The 22121-nt window shown below is 36.4% G+C and carries 21 protein-coding genes and 1 riboswitch; of the genes, 9 read left to right on the forward strand and 12 right to left on the reverse strand.

Features of this window, described 5'->3' with window-relative positions:
• Positions 1-49 precede the first annotated feature (49 nt).
• Positions 50-1150 (reverse strand): NAD/NADP octopine/nopaline dehydrogenase family protein, encoded by a 1101-nt coding sequence (locus AC3RV6_RS13575; RefSeq protein ID WP_489746566.1) that lies wholly within the window; start codon positions 1148-1150, stop codon positions 50-52.
• A 225-nt stretch (positions 1151-1375) separates the two neighbouring features.
• Between AC3RV6_RS13575 and AC3RV6_RS13580 the strand changes: the two genes are divergently transcribed.
• Together AC3RV6_RS13580 and scpC are read left to right on the forward strand one after the other, a co-directional pair.
• Positions 1376-2026, forward strand: a complete 651-nt coding sequence (locus AC3RV6_RS13580) for a LytTR family DNA-binding domain-containing protein (protein WP_489746567.1) — start codon at positions 1376-1378, stop codon at positions 2024-2026.
• A 152-nt stretch (positions 2027-2178) separates the two neighbouring features.
• Positions 2179-3699: a succinyl-CoA:acetate CoA-transferase ScpC gene (gene scpC / locus AC3RV6_RS13585; protein ID WP_489746568.1), complete on the forward strand. Its 1521-nt coding sequence runs from the start codon at positions 2179-2181 to the stop codon at positions 3697-3699.
• A gap of 164 nt (positions 3700-3863) precedes the next feature.
• On the opposite strand, the gene metK is transcribed toward scpC, so the two are convergent.
• Positions 3864-5069, reverse strand: coding sequence for a methionine adenosyltransferase (gene metK / locus AC3RV6_RS13590; RefSeq protein WP_489746569.1), 1206 nt, complete (start codon positions 5067-5069; stop codon positions 3864-3866).
• 189 nt (positions 5070-5258) lie between these two features.
• A riboswitch (SAM riboswitch) is annotated at positions 5259-5378 on the reverse strand.
• Positions 5379-5564: 186 nt separating this feature from the next.
• Between metK and pckA the strand changes: the two genes are divergently transcribed.
• Entirely contained in the window at positions 5565-7151 is a 1587-nt protein-coding gene (pckA, locus tag AC3RV6_RS13595; protein ID WP_489746570.1) for a phosphoenolpyruvate carboxykinase (ATP), read from the forward strand.
• Positions 7152-7194: 43 nt separating this feature from the next.
• Here the strand turns inward: pckA and AC3RV6_RS13600 are convergent, their stop codons facing one another.
• From AC3RV6_RS13600 to AC3RV6_RS13620, 5 genes are all read right to left on the reverse strand, one after another.
• The gene (locus tag AC3RV6_RS13600; RefSeq protein WP_489746571.1) at positions 7195-7980 is read right to left on the reverse strand and encodes an alpha/beta hydrolase family protein; all 786 of its coding nucleotides are present in this window, start codon (positions 7978-7980) and stop codon (positions 7195-7197) included.
• Positions 7970-8431 carry an NUDIX domain-containing protein gene (locus tag AC3RV6_RS13605; protein ID WP_489746572.1) on the reverse strand — a complete coding sequence of 154 codons (462 nt, stop codon included), beginning with the start codon at positions 8429-8431 and terminating at the stop codon, positions 7970-7972. Before AC3RV6_RS13605 ends, AC3RV6_RS13600 begins: the two co-directional genes overlap by 11 nt.
• 14 nt (positions 8432-8445) lie before the next feature.
• Complete coding sequence (locus tag AC3RV6_RS13610) at positions 8446-8754, reverse strand: transposase (protein ID WP_489746573.1); 309 nt, start codon at positions 8752-8754, stop codon at positions 8446-8448.
• Positions 8755-8837: 83 nt separating this feature from the next.
• The gene (locus AC3RV6_RS13615) at positions 8838-9020 is read right to left on the reverse strand and encodes a putative motility protein (protein ID WP_489746574.1); all 183 of its coding nucleotides are present in this window, start codon (positions 9018-9020) and stop codon (positions 8838-8840) included.
• Between the two features lie 82 nt (positions 9021-9102).
• Entirely contained in the window at positions 9103-9552 is a 450-nt protein-coding gene (locus tag AC3RV6_RS13620) for a Dps family protein (protein ID WP_489746575.1), read from the reverse strand.
• A 100-nt stretch (positions 9553-9652) separates the two neighbouring features.
• Here AC3RV6_RS13620 and yidD point away from each other — a divergent pair, with 100 nt between their 5' ends.
• Both yidD and AC3RV6_RS13630 read left to right on the forward strand, forming a co-directional pair.
• On the forward strand, positions 9653-9877 hold the full coding sequence (yidD, locus tag AC3RV6_RS13625) for a membrane protein insertion efficiency factor YidD (protein WP_489746576.1): 225 nt from the start codon (positions 9653-9655) through the stop codon (positions 9875-9877).
• Between the two features lie 127 nt (positions 9878-10004).
• Positions 10005-11033: a metal ABC transporter solute-binding protein, Zn/Mn family gene (locus AC3RV6_RS13630; RefSeq protein WP_489746577.1), complete on the forward strand. Its 1029-nt coding sequence runs from the start codon at positions 10005-10007 to the stop codon at positions 11031-11033.
• 31 nt (positions 11034-11064) lie between these two features.
• Here AC3RV6_RS13630 and AC3RV6_RS13635 read toward each other — a convergent pair whose 3' ends face one another.
• The 5 genes from AC3RV6_RS13635 to AC3RV6_RS13655 form a co-directional block, all read right to left on the reverse strand.
• A complete protein-coding gene (locus tag AC3RV6_RS13635; protein WP_489746578.1) occupies positions 11065-12513 on the reverse strand; it encodes an o-succinylbenzoate--CoA ligase in 1449 nt (482 codons plus the stop codon).
• 63 nt (positions 12514-12576) lie between these two features.
• The gene (gene menB / locus AC3RV6_RS13640) at positions 12577-13395 is read right to left on the reverse strand and encodes a 1,4-dihydroxy-2-naphthoyl-CoA synthase (protein WP_489746579.1); all 819 of its coding nucleotides are present in this window, start codon (positions 13393-13395) and stop codon (positions 12577-12579) included.
• Positions 13396-13399: 4 nt separating this feature from the next.
• A complete protein-coding gene (gene menH / locus AC3RV6_RS13645) occupies positions 13400-14236 on the reverse strand; it encodes a 2-succinyl-6-hydroxy-2,4-cyclohexadiene-1-carboxylate synthase (RefSeq protein ID WP_489746580.1) in 837 nt (278 codons plus the stop codon).
• 1 nt (position 14237) lies between these two features.
• Positions 14238-15929 carry a 2-succinyl-5-enolpyruvyl-6-hydroxy-3-cyclohexene-1-carboxylic-acid synthase gene (gene menD, locus AC3RV6_RS13650; RefSeq protein WP_489746581.1) on the reverse strand — a complete coding sequence of 564 codons (1692 nt, stop codon included), beginning with the start codon at positions 15927-15929 and terminating at the stop codon, positions 14238-14240.
• Entirely contained in the window at positions 15922-17307 is a 1386-nt protein-coding gene (locus AC3RV6_RS13655) for an isochorismate synthase (protein ID WP_489746582.1), read from the reverse strand. Before AC3RV6_RS13655 ends, menD begins: the two co-directional genes overlap by 8 nt.
• A 155-nt stretch (positions 17308-17462) precedes the next feature.
• Here AC3RV6_RS13655 and AC3RV6_RS13660 point away from each other — a divergent pair, with 155 nt between their 5' ends.
• The 4 genes from AC3RV6_RS13660 to istB all read left to right on the forward strand — a co-directional run bounded on the left by AC3RV6_RS13660 (position 17463) and on the right by istB (position 21944).
• Entirely contained in the window at positions 17463-18374 is a 912-nt protein-coding gene (locus AC3RV6_RS13660; protein ID WP_489746583.1) for a 1,4-dihydroxy-2-naphthoate polyprenyltransferase, read from the forward strand.
• Positions 18375-18796: 422 nt separating this feature from the next.
• Complete coding sequence (locus AC3RV6_RS13665; RefSeq protein ID WP_489746584.1) at positions 18797-19387, forward strand: TraR/DksA C4-type zinc finger protein; 591 nt, start codon at positions 18797-18799, stop codon at positions 19385-19387.
• A 270-nt stretch (positions 19388-19657) separates the two neighbouring features.
• Positions 19658-21199 carry an IS21 family transposase gene (gene istA, locus AC3RV6_RS13670; RefSeq protein WP_489745757.1) on the forward strand — a complete coding sequence of 514 codons (1542 nt, stop codon included), beginning with the start codon at positions 19658-19660 and terminating at the stop codon, positions 21197-21199.
• A complete protein-coding gene (gene istB / locus AC3RV6_RS13675; protein WP_489745758.1) occupies positions 21192-21944 on the forward strand; it encodes an IS21-like element helper ATPase IstB in 753 nt (250 codons plus the stop codon). The genes istA and istB overlap by 8 nt, the downstream gene beginning before the upstream one ends.
• Positions 21945-22121: the final 177 nt, after the last annotated feature.

The following is a 22121-nucleotide window of genomic DNA, read 5'->3' on the forward strand; positions in this document are numbered from 1 at the left end:
CGATGTAAAGTGAGAAGTGTGTATTAAAGATTTAATAAGTTATTTAAATCTATACAATTTTTGAGGGTTTAATAGGTCTCAGCGCGCCAATAATCTGGTCTAAGTTTTCTTTTCCAAAATCATCTATAGTTCTAGCATTCAGTCTAAAGTTTTTATTCAATGCAGCAGATGCAATATTAATCAAACCCGTACATGTCGGCGTTTCAATATCTAACATCTTTCCCAATGATTCTAGTAATACTAATCCTTCTGGAACATCTTCTGTTATGAACCTAGAATTTGGAACTAGCGGACCTTCAGGTGAACTATTCTTCGCATAATCTAAAAATACCGCTTTACTATCTAATGTTAAATCTTCAGAGTTTCGAAATTTGCACGCATCTACATAGGGCATTCTTTTTGCACCTATTTTTTCAAGTACATTCATTTTTTCATTATCAAGATTTTCAACTAAGTTCCATACATGTGGAGTAAATACTTCTTTATACATCCAATATTCTCCGTCAGTGTATTCAATTCTAGGGATACTCATAATTCCGCCAATCGTATGGACAATGAGATTCGGATTATGAAGCGCTGCTTCTATTATGGAGTCAAGATAAACAAAATTGTATTTTAGCTCATCCAACTTTTTCTGAATAACAGAAGAATCTTTCTTTGTAAAAATCGCGACAGGATTTCTTACATTCCTATACAAAACTTTTACCTGCCCAGGTTCAATTATTCTGCAATCAATAGGTGAACTTTGCGCTTCAACAATTGTAAAGTCTAGTCCCTTTTGATTATGCTTTAAAAAGTAAGCAGTTGATAAATATCCGGGTTCTAATAGGACAATTTGATCTTTATTCATGAAAGGTATTATACGCTTAATCACTTGTTCATGATAATTTGTCTGTACATAAATAATAATTAGCTCCGCATCCGTAATCGCAGATTCTACATTTGTTGTGACATCATCTAATTTTACAGATGTATGTCTAGTACCTTCCATGATTTTAATTTCGCCAGCATTATTTTTAAGTAAATCAAAATGTTCATTATGCAAACCCTGCGACGTTTTCAACAACTTTACATAATGACCTTTCTGTTTTAAATCCGCTGCTATCGTTGTTCCACCATGTCCCGCTCCAACAACTGTAATTCTCATCATTCATCCCCCTATTTTTTGAAAATACTAAAAAATGTTTTATAGTTCTAAAGTTATTTTTAAATTCCTATAAATACCATTTTTTTGCATTATTTAATATTATAGCACTAAAATATTACAAAAAGAAGGCGTGCTAGTGAAATAGCAATCTACATATTACGCTTTTCACAATTGGCATTACTAAGTTTATGGTATAATGAACCTATAAAGTACACGAGGTGAATCATCATGGATCCAATGACGGTTTGTTTATTAATGGAAGGCTTGAATGAGCATTCATTAGAAGGAACATCCATTATCATAACCAATCAACAAAAAATTATTTATTATAAACCAAGTAAGCAAGTTGATTTAGGGATTCAAGTTGGGGATGAAATTCATAAGGAAACGATAACTTTTAAAGCGTTACAAAATAAAAAAAGAATTTCAGAGGAAAGAGATAGCCAAATTTTCGGCGTACAATACTATGGTATTGCTGTGCCAATTTTTAAGGATGGAATTGTTGAGGGAGCAGTTACATCCATCTATCCCCGAAAACCACAGTTATTGGTCTCCCCTTTTTTAACAGTTAAATCTTCTGACCGCTGGTTACCCATACATTTCAAAGATATCATTTATCTGGAAGCACAAAATAGAAAAACAAATGTCCATACTACAATTGAAAATTGTACACATAGATATAATATAAGCGAACTTGAATCATCATTGCCAGTAGATACTTTTATACGGTGTCACCGTTCTTATATAATAAATATCAATCATATAGAAGAAATACTTCCTGATTCGCACTCTACTTTTCTCTTAGTTATGTCGGGGAAAACTAAGATTCCCGTAAGTCAAAGTTATGCAAGTTACTTTAGGAAATTACTAAACTTTTAATGCTGTTCATTTTTAGCAATAACAAAATTTACTTCTTTATGTAGTGAATATCTTGCTTTAGTCAAAATAAAAGCCCTTTCAGTCACTTAATAGTTAATTAAGTCTCTATTACTGATATACTAGATACAAAATGATATAAGGTGGATGATGACGTGGAGAAAGATCTTAGTAAAGTTATTCGCAATGCTGCATTTGAAGGCAAAGTAGTATCAGCAGATGAAGCAGCATCATGGATTGAAGATGGAATGACACTAGGTATGAGTGGTTTTACACTTTTCGGAGAACCAAAAGTATTTCCACAAGCTTTAGCAAATAGAGGACAAAATGAAAAATTCAAAGTAAACCTGTATACTGGCGCTTCTATGGGGCCAGCTGCTGACCAATCGATGGCTGAAGCAGGAATTATTAATATGCGTATTCCTTATCAAGGTAACCCTGTTTTACGTAATAAAATCAATACTGGTGAAGTATTTTATATCGATCAACATTTATCACATTCAGCAGAACTTATTCGTCAAGGCGTTCTTGGTCCAATCGACTATGCAATTATTGAAGCTGCAGCAATTACTGAAGATGGTTTAATCATTCCAACAGGCTCAGTTGGAAACTCTCCAATTTTTGTGCAAGAAGCTAAACATGTAATTATTGAACTTAACTTATCTGCTCCAAAAGAATATGAAGGACTTCATGATATCTATATTCCTAAAGACCAAGGCAGTGAGCGTGAAGCAATTCCAGTATATGATATTGGCACACGCATTGGTGAAATAGGTATTCGTGTAGATCCTAGTAAAGTTCGTGGAATCGTATTATCTGAAGAACCAGATATCCCATCTCCACTATTCGAACCTAACGAAGAGACGCAAGAAATCGCTAATAACTTATTACACTTTTTTGAAGAAGAAGTTAAAGCAGGCCGTTTAACTGAAGAATTGGCTCCATTACAATCAGGTGTTGGTTCTGTTGCGAATGCAGTACTTAATGGGATGAAAAATTCAAACTTTAAAGATATTGTAGTTGCTTCAGAAGTTCTACAAGATGGTGTTTTTGATTTAATTGATGCAGGAGTAGTTAAATTTGCATCAGCGACAGCATTTTCACTTTCTAAGAAACGCGTAGATAATTTAGCAGCAGATTTAGTTAAATATAAAGATAAAATTGTATTTAGACCACAAGAGATTTCTAACCATCCGGAAGTTATTCGTCGACTTGGAATCATTTCTTTCAACACTGCGTTGGAAGTTGATATTTACGGAAACGTAAACTCTACTCATGTAAGTGGAACGAAAGTAATGAATGGAATTGGCGGTTCTGGAGACTTTGCTCGAAATGCAAGAATCTCTATTTTCGTAACACAGTCAACAGCAAAAGGTGGAGCTATCTCTACAATCGTTCCATTCGTTTCGCATGTTGACCATACAAACCACGATGTAGATGTAATCGTTACTGAACAAGGCTATGCAGACCTTCGTGGACTTGCACCTACTCAAGCAGCAGAACGTATTATTGAAAATTGTGTTCACCCTGACTATAAGGCACAAGCAAGAGCTTACTTTGAAGAAGCGAAAGCTAGAGGTGGTCAAACGCCACATATTCTAGAAAAAGCATTTTCATGGCATACGAATCTTGCTTCACACGGAACAATGCATGACAAATCAGCAGTAGAAAAGTAATCTATTACTTAAAAAGAGTTGAATGGATAATATCCACTCAACTCTTTTTGTTTTTGAAAAACAGAAAATATAAAAAGCACTATAGTTTGCACGAAACTACTTGCACAAGTCTAAAAGAAATCAAAAAACGCAGATAGGAGGTTCCCCTCACTACCTGCGTACAATTATTTAACTAACAGAGCTACTTTTTCATTTAACAAATTAGCTTTATCTGTTTGCTCCCACGGTAGACTGATATCCGTCCGACCGAAATGACCGTATGCAGCCGTTTGTTTGTATATCGGACGACGTAAATCAAGCATTTTAATAATTCCTGACGGGCGTAAATCAAATAGATCGCGAACGATTTCAACAAGTTTACTTTCTTCGACTGTGCCTGTTCCAAATGTGTCAACTGCAATAGATACAGGTTGTGCGACACCGATTGCATAAGCAAGTTGAACTTCACAGCTTTCAGCAAGTCCTGCAGCGACAATATTTTTTGCCACATAACGAGCAGCATAAGAAGCGGAACGATCGACTTTAGTCGCGTCTTTCCCACTAAATGCACCACCACCATGTCGTGCATAACCACCGTAAGTATCAACGATAATTTTACGACCTGTTAAGCCTACATCACCTTGCGGACCACCAATTACAAAACGGCCAGTAGGATTGATGAAATACTTCGTTTCTGCATCCAGTAATTCAGCTGGAACAACTGGTTCGATAACATACTTTCGAATGTCACGCTTAATCTCTTCAAGCGTAGCATCAGGATCATGCTGTGTTGAAATAACAATTGTATCAATACGTTGCGGCTTATTATCCTCATCGTACTCAACTGTTACTTGTGTTTTTCCATCCGGACGTAAGTAAGTAAGAATACCTTCTTTTCTCACTTGCGCAAGTTTCCGTGCTAGCCTATGTGACATACTAATAGGTAGAGGCATCAATTCTGGAGTTTCATTACAAGCGTATCCAAACATCAATCCTTGATCCCCTGCCCCAATTGCCTCAAGCTCATCATCTGTCATTGATCCTTCACGAGCTTCCAGGGCATTATCTACACCTGCAGCTATATCTGCAGATTGTTCGTCGATTGCAGTTAAAACAGCAGAAGTTTCACAATCGAAGCCATATTTCGCATTAGTATAACCTATTTGTTTTACTGTTTCTCTAACTACTTTCGGAATGTCGACATATGTAGTTGTAGAAATTTCACCTGCAACAAGAACAAGTCCTGTAGTTATAGTTGTTTCGCAAGCGACTCTAGCATTTGGATCCTCTTCTAATATCGCATCCAAAATAGCATCAGAAATCTGATCACACATCTTGTCTGGGTGTCCCTCTGTCACTGATTCCGATGTAAAAAGTCGGCGGTTCGTCATATGATTTCCTCCTAATAACCTACGAGATTGATACGGTACTCACTTTCCCATGTAACACCTGATTTACAGGGGATCGATTTCCAAACCATTACGAGTTACGTACACGAGGTTTAAGGGCAATCGTAGCAAAAAAGCCCTCCGCTCACGTAAAACACATGAGGAAAGGCGTATGTTTGTAAGCACCCTTCACTCTTATCGTCCAAGGATTTGCACCTTGCATCAGGTTTGGCACCTATACACTAACAGTAAATGTTATTGCAGGTTGCCGGGTTTCTCAGGGGCTGCCCCTCCACCAGCTCAGGATAAGAGTATCCGTTCATTAATACATATTACGTAATAAATCGAAATATGTCAAACTTCTTTATGTATAAAATGTGAAAGATGTAATTATTATAGTAAATTAATTTAAATGTGTTATACTAATTCAAGAATAGGATGTTAATCAACAAAGACACCCAAGTAAATGGGAAATCAAGTAAAGGACGGTAAACAAATATGATCTCAGTTAGCGTTAATGACGAGCTTAAAAATCTTCTTTCAGGCGAAAATGTGCACACACAACTTTCAGTTCCACAACTTGTAGAAAAAGCAGTATCACGTGGAGAAGCTGCACTTTCAGCGGATGGTGCAGTAGCAGCACGTACAGGAAAATATACTGGCCGTTCACCTAAAGACAAGTATATCGTCGAAGAAGCAACATCTAAAGACAAAATCGATTGGGGCAATATAAACCGTCCAATTTCTATAGAAGTCTTTAATTCATTATATGAAAAAGTAATTGCTCACTTAAGTAAAAAAGACGAATTATATGTTTTTAAAGGATTTGCTGGTGCAGATACAGCATCACGGTTATCGATTCAAGTTGTAAATGAATATGCGTGGCAAAACCTTTTTGTACATCAATTATTTATTCGTCCAACTGAGGAAGAATTGGCGTCTCATAAAGCACAATTCACAGTTATTGCAGCACCATCTTTTAAGGCTAATCCAGCAGTAGATGGAACCAATTCAGAAACTTTTATTATTGTAAATATAGAAAAGCAAATTGTACTTATTGGTGGAACTGAGTATGCAGGCGAGATGAAAAAATCAATCTTCTCAGTTATGAACTATTTACTACCTGAAAATAATATTATGCCAATGCACTGTTCTGCAAACGTCGGTGAAGATGGCGATGTCGCTTTATTCTTTGGTCTATCTGGTACTGGTAAAACTACTTTATCTGCAGATGGCAATCGTAAACTAATTGGTGATGATGAACATGGCTGGTCTGACAATGGCGTATTTAACATTGAAGGCGGATGTTATGCGAAATGTGTTGGGCTTTCAGAAGAAAAAGAACCAGAAATTTTCAGTGCGATTCGATTTGGTGCAGTTCTAGAAAACGTAGTGCTAGATCCAATTACACGTACTCCTGATTATAACGATACTTCATTAACAGAAAACACACGTGCTGCTTACCCAATTGATGCAATCGACAATATTGTCGTGCCATCTGTTGCAGGGCATCCAAAAACAATTGTATTTCTAACAGCTGATGCTTCTGGCGTTTTCCCACCTATTTCAAAATTAACGAAAGAGCAAGCTATGTACCATTTCTTAAGTGGTTATACTTCAAAACTTGCTGGTACTGAGCGTGGAATTACGGCACCTGAAGCAACATTCTCAACATGCTTTGGTTCACCATTTTTACCACTACATGCAACTGTATATGCTGAAATGCTTGGTAATAAAATTGATGAGCATGATGCACAAGTATACCTTGTAAATACTGGTTGGACTGGCGGTGTTTATGGCGTGGGAAGCCGTATGAACTTAAAATATACGCGTACAATGGTTCGTGCAGCAATAAATGGTGAGTTAAATAATGTTGAAACCGAAGTAAATGCAATATTTGGCTTGCATATGCCAAAAGAGATTCCTGGTGTACCTTCAGAAGTACTTAACCCGCGTAAGACATGGGCAAATGGTGAGGAATATGATAAAAAAGCTAAAGAGCTTTCGAATCTATTCCAAGAAAACTTTAAAAAGTTCGGTAATGTTTCAAAAGATATCTCTGAAAAAGGCGGACCAATAGCATAATAAAAAAACGTCATGTATTTTAATACATGACGTTTTATTAATTTTATTGTGCCTTCATCCAGGCGCATACTCCTTTTAAAACATTTAAGTTCTCAACGGGCGGTATATAATGTGAGTATTTTGGGAAATACCTCGTTTCAACTACCTTCTTTTTATCAAGTAAAGCATTTTCAAGTAATAAAGCTTGTTCAAATGAAACATTTGTATCAAGTATTCCGTGAACAATAAGTACGGGTGCAGTAATATCATTTATTCGAAATAATGCGGTTCGTTCCCGGTAGGCATCCGGGTTATTATTAGGTGTTCCTCCTATCACACGTTTCATCATTCGGCGCAAATCTTTTCGCTCTTTATACATAAAAATAATGTCGGAAACGCCGCCCCATGTAACAATTGAAGTAATGTCATCCCTTAAAATTCCAGTCCACAAGGCCATAATCCCGCCACGTGAAAATGCAAAAAGATGAATCCGATTTCGATTTACTTTAGTACACTGCTTTAGAACTTCAATCGCATTGACAGCATCAAAAAGATCATCACCCGCAAATTCATCCCGTCCTTCTCCCCCTCGATTCCCACGATAATAAGGTGCGAAAACGACAAAACCTTGCGCTGCAATTTGAGCAATTCTTGCCGGACGTACCATACCGACATGTTGTATACCGCCACGTAAGTATATTATACCTTCGTAAGATCCTTCCTTAATTGGTACAGCTAATAAACCTTTTACTTTTACCCCATTCGATAAATACACCTTTTCATAAAGTATAATCGTCGGATTTGGTGATGGATATGGACGACTTCGAACTATTTCACCATTATTTATCATTATTTATCACCCATTTTCGAATGGCTTCCATTCCTTCGTCCTTCATAAAGAAACTTAAATTGTCATTTTTATCAAGTTCATTATCCGTTAACCAAAGCGCACCATCTGTTTCATGTCTCTCATAATTTTCACTCTTATGTAACACTTGCCCAGTAAATACTGTTTTATAGAAAGGTTCAGTATCATAAACTATATACTGGGCAAATACTTTAATATTAGTTATTGTTACACCTGTTTCTTCAAACGTTTCACGAATTGCGGCTTCCTCAATCGTTTCTCCAATTTCCCTTTTCCCACCTGGAAATTCATTTCCACGATTTGGGTTTATAGTGAGCAGCCACTTGCCCTCATGTTTCAAAACAACGAGGACATGGCCGGCATCAGGATTAAAGCATTTTTCTTCAAACGTTAAATCCACATCAAATCGATTTAAATCTTTAAAAGATATCATACAAATCCTCACTTTCACCGAAAATACGGCAGTTGTTCAATAAACCTTTTAGTTTTATTATCAGAATATTCATGAATTAAAGCATAAACCTTTTTAGTTCGTAAATCAATGTCATGATTATCTTTATCATAATGATAAGGCACATAAGGTAAATGCGCCCTGTAAAAATTACGCATTTCTAAATGACTAATCTGTTTAAACAGTTTGTGAAATATTGGGACATGATCATTGTTTATCGCGATTTCATAATCCCAAGGCGAAACATCTGGATGACTATAGACTTTGTGATTTGTAACGGACACATATAATTTTGATTTTCCCATGCAAAACCATCCTTTTTATTGTATAGCATGGTCAATACAAATTAAAACATGCATCTCCTTTTATGGAGATGCATGTTTTTTTATTATGCTTTCACATCAATCGAAGTGCCTTTATGAGGATGAGCAGCAACAGGCTGGTCTGGAAGAGTACCTAGCATTTCAATTGCAGCTGTTTTGTTCATATTTAACGCATTATTTAATACGCTCATTTGCACTGTTGACTGTAAACTTCTAAGTTGGCTCGCCATAATGGAATTCATATCCATAGCTCATACCTCCTTTGACAGTCCTTATATCGGTAAGTACACTATATTTTAAAGGGTTTTATCGAAAGGAATCGCATAACTTTTACTTATTATCTTCTCCAAGAAAAGCATTGAGCATCCATTGGTGCTTTTCAATACTTTGATAAACTGCGTTCAATAAATCTTCAGTCATATCATCACCGATTTTTGCTGCTTCTTCCATACCTTTTTTTAACGATTTCATAATATTATCAAAGTCATCAACAATTGACGATACCATTTGATCTGCTTTTTCTTTTCCAGTCGCTTCTTTTACAACTGATTGATCCAAATGTTCTTTCAAAGTAGCAACAGGATCGCCTCCAAGTGTTAATATGCGTTCAGCAATCTCATCCATATGCAAAGTCGCTTCATCATATAATTCTTCAAATTTTACATGCAATGTGAAAAATTGATGTCCTTTTACATACCAATGATAATTATGTAGCTTTGTATACATAACCGACCATGTAGAAACTTGAGTATTCAGTTCTTTAATTAATGCTGTTGACATAAAAAAAACATCTCCTTCAATTTTATATAGTACCTCTCTCTTTATGTTTACCACATTAGCTTATATAATAAACATATAGAAAACGATTAGGGTGAAATAAATGAAAATAATACTCATGTTTTTAATTAAAATATATCAAAGAACCATTTCACCACTGACACCACCGTCTTGTAGATTTTATCCAACTTGTTCACATTATGGCATAGAAGCGATTGACAAGCATGGTGCATTAAAAGGCTCATGGCTTGCTGCACTTCGCATTTCAAAATGCCATCCATTTCACGAAGGTGGATTTGACCCTGTACCTGATAAAATCAAAAAGTAATGCAGATTCGACTTTGATGTCGAATCTTTTTTTATTTTTATGTTGCTAAATTTAAAACAGTCTTGTATGATAAATAAGAATTCAAATCGTAACCGTTACTATTTAGTAATAAGGAGGAATTATTATAATGAACAAAAAACTTGTTTTTATTTTATCAGTCATTACCGTTTTATTTCTTGCTGCTTGTGGAAACAAAGAGATAGTAAAGGATCTACCAAAAAAGGAGAATGACAAAATAAAAGTGTTCACAACTGTCTATCCACTTCAATATTTCACTGAACGAATTGGCGGTGACGCGGTCGATGTGCAGTCTATTTATCCACCAGGGGCTGATGAACATACTTTTGACCCTACGCAAAAAGACATGATGGCACTTGCAGATTCAGATTTATTTTTCTACATCGGATTAGGTCTTGAAGGTTTTGTAGAAAACGCTGAAAAAACGCTGACCAACGAAAATGTCAAAATGGTCGCGACTGCAGAAGATATTCCAGAAGATATGTTGGGAGAAAGTGAAGGTCACGACAATGACGATGGAAACGAACATGATGAACACGCACATGAAGAAGAAGATAATCTTGACGACCATGCACAAGAAGAAGCTGACCACGATGGACATAATCACGGGCCAATGGATCCCCATGTATGGATTTCTCCAGTTTTAAGTGATGCACTTGCTTATTCAATCAAAGAAGCCCTAATCGAAGCGGCTCCTGATAAAAAAGAAGAATTCGAGAAAAACTTCCAATCTTTGCGTGATGATTTACTCAAACTAGATCGAGAGTTTATTGAAATGGCTTCTAATGCACCAAACAAGACATTTTTCGTCTCACATGCTGCATTTGGTTATCTTGCTGAAACTTACGGACTGGAGCAAGTGGCTATTGCCGGATTAAATTCGCAAAGTGAACCGTCACAAAAAGAACTTGCTGAACTTGTTTCCAATGCGAAAGAAAATGATATAAAATATGTATTATTCGAACAAAATGTTTCTTCAAAACTGACAGATGTCGTTCGAAAAGAAATTGGTGCCGATTCGTTAATGCTTCATAATTTAGGTATATTAACAACGGATGATATCAAGAATAAAGAAGACTACTTCACCCTGATGGAATACAATATTAAAACCCTTGCAAAGGCGTTAGGGAGTAAATAGTGTGGAAGGGCTATCCAGTGATAGCCCTTTTTTATTTTTCATCTATGAGCAACTTTTTCAATTCTCTACGAAGTAATTTGTTTGCCGCATTGCGTGGCAATTCATCTACAAAATAAAATGATTTCGGTATTTTATATCGCGCTAATCGTTCATTAGAAAACGCCTCAAGCTCTTCTTCAGTTATTGCTTCAGAACAGACAATAAATGCAACAGGAACACTTCCCCATTTTAAATCATCCCAACCGCACACCCCTGCTTCTAGCACCTTTTTATGAGACATCAATACGTTTTCAATTTCCGCAGGATAAATATTTTCCCCTCCTGAAATAATTAAATCAGAACGACGATCAACAATATACAAATAACCTTCTGCATCAAAATAACCGATATCACCCGTTAGTAACCATCCGTCTACAAGTGGGCTGACATTTTCAACATGTCCTATATATCCAGGGGTGACATGTGGTCCCCGTATACATACTTCACCGTATTCACCAGCAACTTTGGAAGCATTTATTTTGATTTGATTGAAAAATAACGGTTTACCTGCGGACCCTGATTTACGTACAGCGTCTGATGCTGAAAGTGTCGCTGTTTGAGAACTCGTTTCTGTCATACCATAAGTTTGAAGAACAGGGAGATGGCAATTTTGTGCACGATTTAAATAATCGACAGCAACTGAGCCTCCGCCTGCCAACATCGTCTTAAAGGAAGGATGAGCAATTACACCGCTATTCTCAAAAATACGTATGATTTTATCAAGCATCGTCGTCACAACAGACATACGTGTGACTGATCCACTTCTAATTTCTTCTGAAACTTGCATAGCATCGAATTTTTCATAAAGACGAACTTCCATTCCATATAATACGGAACGAACAAGTATAGAGAATCCACTAATATGAAACAAAGGCATAACACAAAGCCACACGTCCGATTCATCCAAACCTAAATTTAATACAGAAGACAATGCACTAGATGTATGGTTCCCAGCTGTTTGTCTTACACCTTTCGGATAGCCTGTCGTCCCAGACGTATACATAATAGTAATCGTACGCGATGATTCCCAAGTATCTTCTACCACAACATCATATTCTTTACTATTTTTTACTTGCGAAAATGTTAAAGTTAGTATTTCCGATTCTTTTATTAGATGTACTAAATTATCTGATGCGATGACAGTTTTTGCTTTTGAATCAATGAGTTGCCAAGAAAGTTCTTTTTCCGTCAATCGACTATTCAACATGACAATTTCTAGCCCCATAAGCATAGAAGCGTGGATAATCATTACCATTTCAGGCGTGGACGATCCTAGAAGCGCTATTCTATCTCCATTATTCAATCCATTCCCTGCTAATTTCTTAGCATAAGTATTGGCGGCATTTTTCAGTTCTATAAATGACCAACTTTCTTCATTAAATGACAAAGCTATTTTGTCAGGCGTCAAATAAGCGCGTTGCACTAACCAATTTGGTACCATTTAATTCACCTTCCATTCAGAAAAAGCTGCCTTTACTTATAGGCAGCTTTCATTTTTATCATATTATGGGAAACGTGGAAACTGACCGAAATCAGGCTTACGTTTTTCTTTAAATGCATCGCGACCTTCTTTAGCTTCATCTGTTGTGTAATAAAGAAGCGTTGAATCTCCGGCTAATTGTTGAAGACCCGCCAGACCATCTGTATCTGCGTTCATTGCCGCCTTAACAAAACGAAGTGCTGTTGGACTCATACCTAGCATTTCTTCACACCACTGTACTGTTTCATCTTCAAGCTCAGCATATGGAACAACTGTATTAACTAGGCCCATCTCCAATGCCTCCTGAGCGTTGTATTGACGGCATAAGAACCAAATTTCACGAGCTTTCTTATGTCCAACAATACGAGCTAAATAACCAGAGCCATATCCAGCGTCGAATGATCCAACTTTAGGTCCTGTTTGGCCGAAAACAGCATTATCAGCAGCAATCGTTAAATCACAAACAACATGAAGTACATGTCCGCCTCCAATCGCATAACCAGCAACCATTGCAACAACCGGCTTTGGAATTACGCGAATTAAACGTTGTAGATCAAGGACATTCAAGCGTGGAATTTCATCTTCTCCAACATATCCGCCATGACCACGAACGCTTTGATCTCCACCTGAACAGAATGCTTTTTCACCTTCGCCTGTTAATACAATTACTCCAATACTTGCATCATCACGCGCACGTGAAAATGCATCAATAAGTTCTGATACTGTTTTCGGACGAAATGCATTGCGCACTTCTGGACGATTAATTGTTATCTTACCAATTCCACCAAATTGTTCATACTTAATATCTTCATATGTACGAATTACTTCCCATTGACGTGTCATTCTTTTACCCCCTATTTTTAATTACAGTAGAAAGATGCTTCCCTATCATTGTAGCAAATATCGACGGTTTTTCCACATGAATTGCATGTCCAGCATTAGAAATTGTCGTATGAACGACTTTATGAATATATTTCTCCATTTCCCGGGCAATATTGACAAATTTCTTATCCTTTTCACCAGTTATGAGAAATACGGGTCGTTTGATGAATTGAAGTTCATCCCAATATGAAGGCTGACTTCCAGTTCCTATAGCAAGCAGGCTATTAGCCAAGCCAGTTACACTCTGATTTAACCGTTCTCGCCTAACCGCATCTTGTATTTCAGGTAATAACTTTTTTTGCGTTTCAAATAAGGCGAGTTCTTCCCAAAACTCTACAAATGCAGGAATACCTTCCTCTACAATTCTCTGAGATAACAGATTATCAGCTACTGCTCTATTTATACGATCCAATTCTGTCTTTAATCCTGGTGAAGCACTTTCAAGAATAAGTGACGTTACTTTTTCAGGATGATTTATCATATAAGCAAGTGCAATCCGTCCACCCATTGAATAACCGACTAGATTAAAATGTGATAAATTTAGTTTAACAAATAAGGCATCTAGATCTGCAATCTGTTCTTCCATCGTGTAACGAGAATAATTTTCTGGTACAAAGGATAGTCCGTGCCCTGTCAAGTCGACAGCTATCGTTCTAAATTGACCATTTAATTGATGTGTCACTTCATTCCATGTTTCTGAACTACCTGTAAATCCATGTAAAAAAACAATTGTCGGTAATGAAACATCACCATCGCATTTTACGTATAGTTGATTGCCACGTACATCAATTTTTTCATTCATTTTAATCAAGTCTTTCTATTATTTGTTGCCATAATTGACGATGGGCTTTTACGTTTTTACCGCGGTCAGTTTCTACTTCAATAATACGTACATTTTTTGTTTTAGGAAGTAGTAATTCAGCAACAAATTCTTCCTTTGTTCGCACAGCAGCATATTGAGCATCATACATTTCAGCAATATGTCCAAACTTTAAACCCGTAGGTGTCCCAAAGAGCTCTTCAAAATGCTCCGCAGAAGTTGCTTGAGGTAGATATGAGAATATCCCACCCCCATCATTATTCATAATAACAATTGTTAAATCAGTCTCATGAAAACGCGTAACAATCAATCCATTTACATCATGTAGAAAAGACAAATCTCCGATTAGTAACCATGCTGAGCGTTTCCTTTCAGCCTGAATACCAAAAGCCGTAGATACAACGCCATCAATACCATTTGCTCCACGGTTTGCAAATAAATGAACATCCTTCACTGTTTTCCCAAAGAAAGTATCAATGTCACGAATTGGCATACTGCTTCCACTAATTAAATCGGTTCCACTTGGTAAATGGTTCAATAATATTTGTGTAAAAGCACCCTCATCTTCAGTATTAATGTTTTCTGTAACGGAAGATGCTATGTCGTTCGCATTACTCCAAATCGCGTTATAAGGTGTTTCTGATTTGCGCACGATTATGCTTAGTACTGCTTCTGCTTTCGATTGAATATGGTGCGTAACAATATGTATCGAATCACGAAATTCAGGCGACTCATCGACAACAATCATCGTTACGGGACATATTTTTTTTAAGTATAGTAAGAGTGATTTCGACACTGGTTGTGGTCCAAAACGTATAACCGTATCAGGTACAACTTTCGAGCCAAAAGATTCACTTTTTAATAACGCATCATATCTATCAATACAAAGTGGTTTGCATTTTTCAGGTATGTTCGCACGAAGATTTGATAATGGATCGCATAAAACTGGCCAATTTAACGCTTCTGCGAACTTCCAAAATTTATCCTTATTCAAGTATATTGGTAATTCTCCAACAATAATAATCCCTTTTTCAGATGTACGAAGTAAATACGTGATTTCCTCCGTAGTTGATTCGTCTAAGGAATCTATAGTTGTTATCCGCTTTAAAAAAGTGTTCTTAGGCGTTTCCATATCAAAATCGATTAATAGGGGTTCTCGTAAAGGAATATTTATATGTACAGGCCCCTTTGGTGCTGTCAAGGCAACGGATAATGAACGTTGAACATGTCTTTCCATGAAGTCTTCGATATTTTCCTCAGGTATCGGTAAATCAATACTAGATTTAACATGATTCCCATACATCCGAATTTGGTCAATCGCTTGTGGAGCACCTACCTCCCTTAATTCGTGAGGTCGGTCAGCAGTCATGACAATAAGTGGAATTCGTGCATAATGGGCTTCTGTAATGGCTGGGAAGTAGTTAGATGCAGCCGTTCCAGATGTACATAGTAAAACGACTGGCTCAGAGGATGCTTTTGCTAATCCAAGTGCAAAGTATCCCGCTGAACGCTCATCAATTTGCATATAAACCTTCAAACTTTCAGTTGACGCAAATGCATAAGCAAGTGGAGTCGATCTTGAACCTGGACTTATGACAACTGATTTAACACCAGCATTTAACAACGCGCTCGTCATGCGACGTACATAGGTAGTTAGAAAAGTCTTTTTACCCATTTAATTTTCCTCCAAGTGCACGTAGAACAGGTCTAAATTTTACCCATGTCTCCTCATATTCTTGTTCAACTTCAGAATCTGCAACAATTCCTCCACCTGCATATAGATAGGCACTGTCATTTTTAAGAAGTGCTGAACGAATCGCAACAGCAAATTCTCCATTGCCTTCCGTGTCTGTCCAACCAATTGGTGCAGCGTAATAACCACGATTCATCTTTTCTTTATCCCGAATAATATCTAAAGCAGTATTCGTTGGGTAACCACCTAATGCAGGCGTAGGATGAAGAGCCTCGACTAAACTAAAAATATCTGCTTGACGATTGATTTTACCTGCAACAGGTGTAAATAAATGCTGAATATCCCTGATTATCATAAGTTTGGGCTCACTAGGCACAGTAACATCTGTACAAAAATCATTAAATACACCGGAAATCATATTCACTACATACTGATGTTCTTCTCTATTTTTAAGATCTCCAATTAAATCTTCACCTAGTTTACGATCTTCAACAGCCGATTTTCCGCGCGCAATTGACCCAGCAACACAAGTAGAATAAGCATTTCCATTATCTATTTCAATAAGTCTCTCTGGTGTTGCGCCAAAAAACAGCTTATCGTCTTTCTGCAAACCAAATTGGTAACTTTCTTGTTGTTCTTTAGATATATGTTGAAGTGCAGTAACACTCGAAACCGCACTTTCAAAATTCATTTTGATAGAACGTGCGATGACTACTTTTTTAGCTTCTTCACTCTTTATTGCAGAAATCACATCCGATAGCGCATCTTTATAATGTTCTTTTTCTAATTCCTCAACTGATTTAACAACCGGCTTCAAAAGAGGTTCAAATTCATTAACTTGTGCATCATGAATTAAACGGTCTCTTTCATCACGCAAGTTTTGAAACTCAACAGTCGCATCTATATCTGTCGTTATAAGATTGATCGAGATAGATGTTTTTCCGTTTTTTACACATAATTGGAAGGAAGGCACTACGAAATAGGCTGAAGGAAACCCCTCCCACTCAGATTTAATTTCATTTTTAGGATCAAATGAAAAACCACCGAACAGAATAGGCGCAATATCCTTTTCTTCTTTGATTAATGCAGCACAAAGTTTTTTCCAAGCTGTTGATATATCGGAAAACCTGCTTTCCACACCTTCACTTACCAACACATCCGCGTGACCAATTCCCACGAGTGTAAGTGTTTGGTTAGCATTTTGCCAGTAGAAAAGTTCATCTTTATAACGAGCTTGTCCTGCTTCAAAGAATGCAAGTGGCGATATTCGACCAGCATCAATTGTTTCCGTGAAAAAACGCAGTTCACTAATTGCTTCTTGAGTAGATTTATCTTGAATAGCTATGAAGTTTTGATTCATTAATTTTCCCTCCGTACGTTAAAGGATTCGTAGTAATATCACATGTCTTTATTCTACCACACCATCGTATACAAAATAAGCAAGTAGCATGTCCAGAAGTAGAATTTTAGAGTATAATAGATTGGGTTACTACTACGATTAAGGGGCGAATTATTTTGCAACAAACGATAAAAGCCGATTCAGGTTGGCGTATATGGTGGCAACTTACACGGCCACATACATTGACCGCAGCTTTTGCACCAGTGTTCCTTGGAACGATGATTGCTTTGACTTATGGTAAAATCCATTTTCCGCTATTTTTTGCAATGCTCATCGCAAGTATTCTAATTCAAATGGCAACGAATATGTTTAATGAATACTATGACTTTAAACGCGAGCTTGATACCGAAGATTCTATTGGTATTGGGGGCGCAATTGTTCGAAACGGTGTTAAACCTAAAACCGTGTTAAATCTGGCTTTTCTTTTATATGGAATTTCGGTTCTAGTTGGCATCTACATATGCATAGAAACGTCATGGCTACTAGCAGTTGTCGGCATTGCATCAATGATGGTTGGATACTTTTATACCGGTGGACCTTACCCTATCGCTTACACACCATTTGGTGAACTAGTGTCAGGTGTTGTCATGGGTATGCTCCTAATTCTAATAGCCTTTTATATTCAAACTGAAACTGTAACGAAAGAAGCTGTATTACTTTCTATTCCTAGTATGTTCCTTGTGGGAGCTATTATGTTGGCTAATAATATACGGGATATAGAAGGGGATACTGAGGGAGGTAGGCATACATTAGCAATTCTTACTGGACGTAAGAATGCGATTAAAATATTGTTTTTCTTCTTTGTTATTTCATATAGTTGGATACTTATTCTAATTTTTATAGGTGTTTTAACACCTTGGGCATTGCTTGTTTTCCTCAGCATTCGAAAACCACTAACAGCTGTTGCCATCTTCAATAAATATGTTCAACCTTTAAAAGTAATGCCTGCCATGAAAGAAACCGCAATTACTAATACTTTATTTGGTCTTTTACTTGGTATTGGAATATTGCTTGGTCATCTATTTTAACTGAGTTCAGCAGAAGTCTCTCACTTTTATAAGTGAAAAGTTGAAGAAAGCTTGGTCACTCTCTTTTGCTAAATACTTATACGTCATTATTCAGTAATCGTTCAAACTCCAGCAGAAATTATATTCACCACTGATATAAGGGATGTAATTACGCCATCTTTGCCACAGATTTTTCATTAGATTTTTTTGAACGAGGTCGAACAAAATCTGAACGCAGGTACACCGGGGCTTAATTTATAAATAGCACTTTCGATAAGATCTCTAAAAACTATAATTAGTTTTTAGAGTTTTTTTATGTTTAATGTTTAACACATATACTTGTATGGGAATTGAATATAAACTGTTATCAATTTAATTGTTTTAACATCATTCATCTAATAATGAACATACTACTATTAAATAAGAAAAGGTTGTGGTTTATTTTGTTAACAGAACAACAAATAGATACATTAAAAAATAATTTACTTGAAATGAAAGAAAACTCTACAAAAATTGAAGAAGACACATATTCAAAAAAAAGCATTCAAGACGTTTCAGGAGAACTTTCAATGTATGACAACCATCCAGCAGATATGGGTACGGCTTTATTTGAAAGAGAAAAAGATCTAGCTTTACAAGAACATGCTGAATCTGAACTTGGCAAAGTAGAAATAGCATTGGACTCAATGGACAAAGGCACATACGGTAAGTGTTCGGTATGTCATATAGATATTCCATATGAAAGACTAGAAGCTGTTCCTTACACACCCTACTGTATTAAACATGCTGAAGAGTTTGAACAATCAATTGCTGAAGACGTAGCTATAAACTCGAATAGTAATCCGTTTGAAGAAACTAAAGATGGTCGTGCTGTTGATTTTGAGAATAGTTTCGAAGAAGTAGCTGAATTCGGCTCTTCTGACAGTCCTTCCGATTTCACCGATAGTGAAAATCCTACCTATTCAGATGATAACGATGAAACAACAATCGATCAAATTGTAGGTGAAAGTGTAACTGATCAAACAGATGATTGAAAACGTTCGGCTCTTAGTCAAAAGTTAGGGTGATGTGGTTTTCACGTCACCTTTTTTTCTTCTCTTTATATTAAGTGTCTTGATTTGCACTCCTGGGAGACGCTTTCCGTTATAGATGAATACAGTTCCTTCCTTATACGGCTTAATTTCAGTTTACGTCCTGTATATGGTAACTTAAAAGTGAGCCACCATAGCACTTGAAAACTGAGCCACTTTTGATAGAAAATAACCCTAGATCTATATTAGGGGGAATTATCAGGAGTGATTACATTGAATGATAAACAGAAAATTATTAAATTGTATTTGGAAGGTTTAAGTAAGAGAAAAATAGCAAAAGAATTGAAGAAATCCAGAAATACAGTTGATAAATATATTAAGCTTTTCGAACAAAGCAAACATATAGATACTCGTAATCTTCCGATTACTGAAGACATCATGAAGCCTCCGACTTACAAAAAAAGAAAAGGTAGAAAACCAGTTTTAACGGAGGAAATCAAAAATATATTACGAGGTTATATAAAAGAGAACAAATGGAAAAGAAATCATTACATGACAAAGCAACAAATGAAAATAGTTGATATGCATGAAAAGCTCGAAGATGCGGATTTCGCTATTAGCTACACTACTGTACGAAACTTTGTGAATGAAGAGAATGAAAAATCAAAGGAAGTATATATCCGAAGACATTCTAAACCAGGGTACGAAGTAGAATTTGACTGGGGAGAGGTAAAGCTACAAATAGACGGTAAGATTAAAAGTTATTCCCTAGCAGTATTTACTTTAGCCCACAGTAATTATCGATTCGCTATGCTTTATGAATCTGAAACACGTGTCTGCGTTCTAGATGTTCATACAAACTTTATTGATCATGTAGGCTTCATACCGACGGTATTTACTTATGACAACATGAGAACAGTCGTTAAATCATTTGTTGGAAATGAAAAAGTTATAACAGATAGTATGGTGAATTTATCAAACTACTACAATTTTAAAATTAGGTTATGTCAAGCTAGAAGAGGAAATGAAAAAGGTCACGTAGAACGAAGTGTTGAATTTATTCGAAGGAAGACATTTTCTTCACAATTTACTTTTACTAGTTTGAAAGAAGCTGAAGAATACCTGTCAGTTGTTCTGGAGAAGCTAAATAACCGAAAACATCATGAACATAAAATTAGTCATAAGAAATTGATGGAGAATGAAAAAGCTGTATCAAGTCCTGCAATCGCACCTTTCGATGCCACAGACTTCATAGAGTGCCGGGTTGATAAATATAGTACTGTAACAATCAACCAAAATCGTTATTCTGTTCCAGAAGGTCACGTAGGTAAGCATATAAAGGCTAAAGTAGGAGCAAAGAGAATTAAATTATTTATAGACGGAGAATTAGCAACTGAGCATTTACGTAGCTGGGGTTTACATCAGTGGATTATGAATATTAATCACTTTCTAAAAACATTTGAAAAGAAAAAAGGTGCCATAGCTCAAAGTGAATGTTTGAGGCAGGCACCAACGCAAATAAAAAACTTATACAATGACCATTATATCGGAAAAGAGAAAGAATTCATAGAGTTACTTCTTTACATAAAGGAAAATAACAGACTAGAAGAAGTTTTAAGTGCAGTTAATAAACTAAATAATATTAGATTAGGCTATGTAAGTACTGAACGAATCCTTTTCATCTGTGAGCAATCGCCAACGGCGAATATTGATGATTTAAATCGTGATGAAACGACAAACCAATCAGAAAACAATATGCGAGCATATGCAAATATGTTTGAGCAAACAGAGAAAGAAGGCGTTTATTGTGGATAAAAAAGAGAAAGTAATTGAGATGTGTAGGGAGCTTCGTCTCCCTAGTATTAGGAGTATGGCTAAAGATGAAACATCGTTTGAGAATCCTACTTTAGCATATGATGTGTTATATCAAGTGCTTGTACAGGAACAAAAAGATCGTTTCTTACGTGCAAAACAAAATCGAATCCGTGCAGCTAATTTTCCTCAAAGAAGGTTACTAGAAGAAATTGTTCACGATGCTTTACCTGATCAAGCAAAGCAAAAGTTGCCTCATTTAAAATCATTAGATTTTATCAAAGAAGGACAAAATTTAATTTTAACAGGATCTCCAGGCACCGGAAAAACTCACATTGCCATAGGACTTGGAATGGAAGCATGTCTCGCGGGATACAGAGTGTTTTTTGCGACAGTGCCTTCACTAGTGAACCAACTAAAAGAACATCGTTCAGAACGAACGCTTCGATCTTTTGAGATGAAATTTGAAAAATATGATTTGGTTATCCTTGATGAGTTAGGATATATTTCTTTTGATAAAGAAGGAGCAGAATTATTATTCTCGCATCTTTCCTTACGAGCAGGAAGAAAATCAACAATTATAACAAGCAATTTATCTTTTTTAAAATGGCAAGAGGTTTTTCATGATCCAGTATTAACCGCTGCATTAACAGATCGCTTAACTCATAAATCTCATGTTTTAAATATGAATGGGCCCTCTTTTAGAATGAAAGAAACGGAAGAATGGATGAAATCTGGTGCTAATTAACGTGGCTCAAAATTGAATTGCGAAATGGCTCACTTTTCACTTGCGAAATACATTACGTCCTTCAGGACGTAGATTATAAAGAGTGAATTGAACTACTTTCGTCCACTGTAGCAAAAGGGTATTAAGAATTCAGACTGCCTTATAGCAAAATTCTGTAAGAAATTGGTTGTACAATAA

It is taken from the genome of Sporosarcina sp. So3-204, from assembly GCF_058068165.1.

Bases quoted from the DNA above. Each gene is read 5' to 3' on its own strand.
- AC3RV6_RS13575 (WP_489746566.1), bottom strand. From the start codon at position 1,150: ATGATGAGAATTACAGTTGTTGGAGCGGGACATGGTGGAACAACGATA.
- AC3RV6_RS13580 (WP_489746567.1), top strand. From the start codon at position 1,376: ATGGATCCAATGACGGTTTGTTTATTAATGGAAGGCTTGAATGAGCAT.
- metK (WP_489746569.1), bottom strand. From the start codon at position 5,069: ATGACGAACCGCCGACTTTTTACATCGGAATCAGTGACAGAGGGACAC.
- pckA (WP_489746570.1), top strand. From the start codon at position 5,565: ATGATCTCAGTTAGCGTTAATGACGAGCTTAAAAATCTTCTTTCAGGC.
- AC3RV6_RS13600 (WP_489746571.1), bottom strand. From the start codon at position 7,980: ATGATAAATAATGGTGAAATAGTTCGAAGTCGTCCATATCCATCACCA.
- AC3RV6_RS13605 (WP_489746572.1), bottom strand. From the start codon at position 8,431: ATGATATCTTTTAAAGATTTAAATCGATTTGATGTGGATTTAACGTTT.
- AC3RV6_RS13610 (WP_489746573.1), bottom strand. From the start codon at position 8,754: ATGGGAAAATCAAAATTATATGTGTCCGTTACAAATCACAAAGTCTAT.
- AC3RV6_RS13615 (WP_489746574.1), bottom strand. From the start codon at position 9,020: ATGGATATGAATTCCATTATGGCGAGCCAACTTAGAAGTTTACAGTCA.
- AC3RV6_RS13620 (WP_489746575.1), bottom strand. From the start codon at position 9,552: ATGTCAACAGCATTAATTAAAGAACTGAATACTCAAGTTTCTACATGG.
- yidD (WP_489746576.1), top strand. From the start codon at position 9,653: ATGAAAATAATACTCATGTTTTTAATTAAAATATATCAAAGAACCATT.
- AC3RV6_RS13630 (WP_489746577.1), top strand. From the start codon at position 10,005: ATGAACAAAAAACTTGTTTTTATTTTATCAGTCATTACCGTTTTATTT.
- AC3RV6_RS13635 (WP_489746578.1), bottom strand. From the start codon at position 12,513: ATGGTACCAAATTGGTTAGTGCAACGCGCTTATTTGACGCCTGACAAA.
- menB (WP_489746579.1), bottom strand. From the start codon at position 13,395: ATGACACGTCAATGGGAAGTAATTCGTACATATGAAGATATTAAGTAT.
- menH (WP_489746580.1), bottom strand. From the start codon at position 14,236: ATGAATGAAAAAATTGATGTACGTGGCAATCAACTATACGTAAAATGC.
- menD (WP_489746581.1), bottom strand. From the start codon at position 15,929: ATGGGTAAAAAGACTTTTCTAACTACCTATGTACGTCGCATGACGAGC.
- AC3RV6_RS13655 (WP_489746582.1), bottom strand. From the start codon at position 17,307: ATGAATCAAAACTTCATAGCTATTCAAGATAAATCTACTCAAGAAGCA.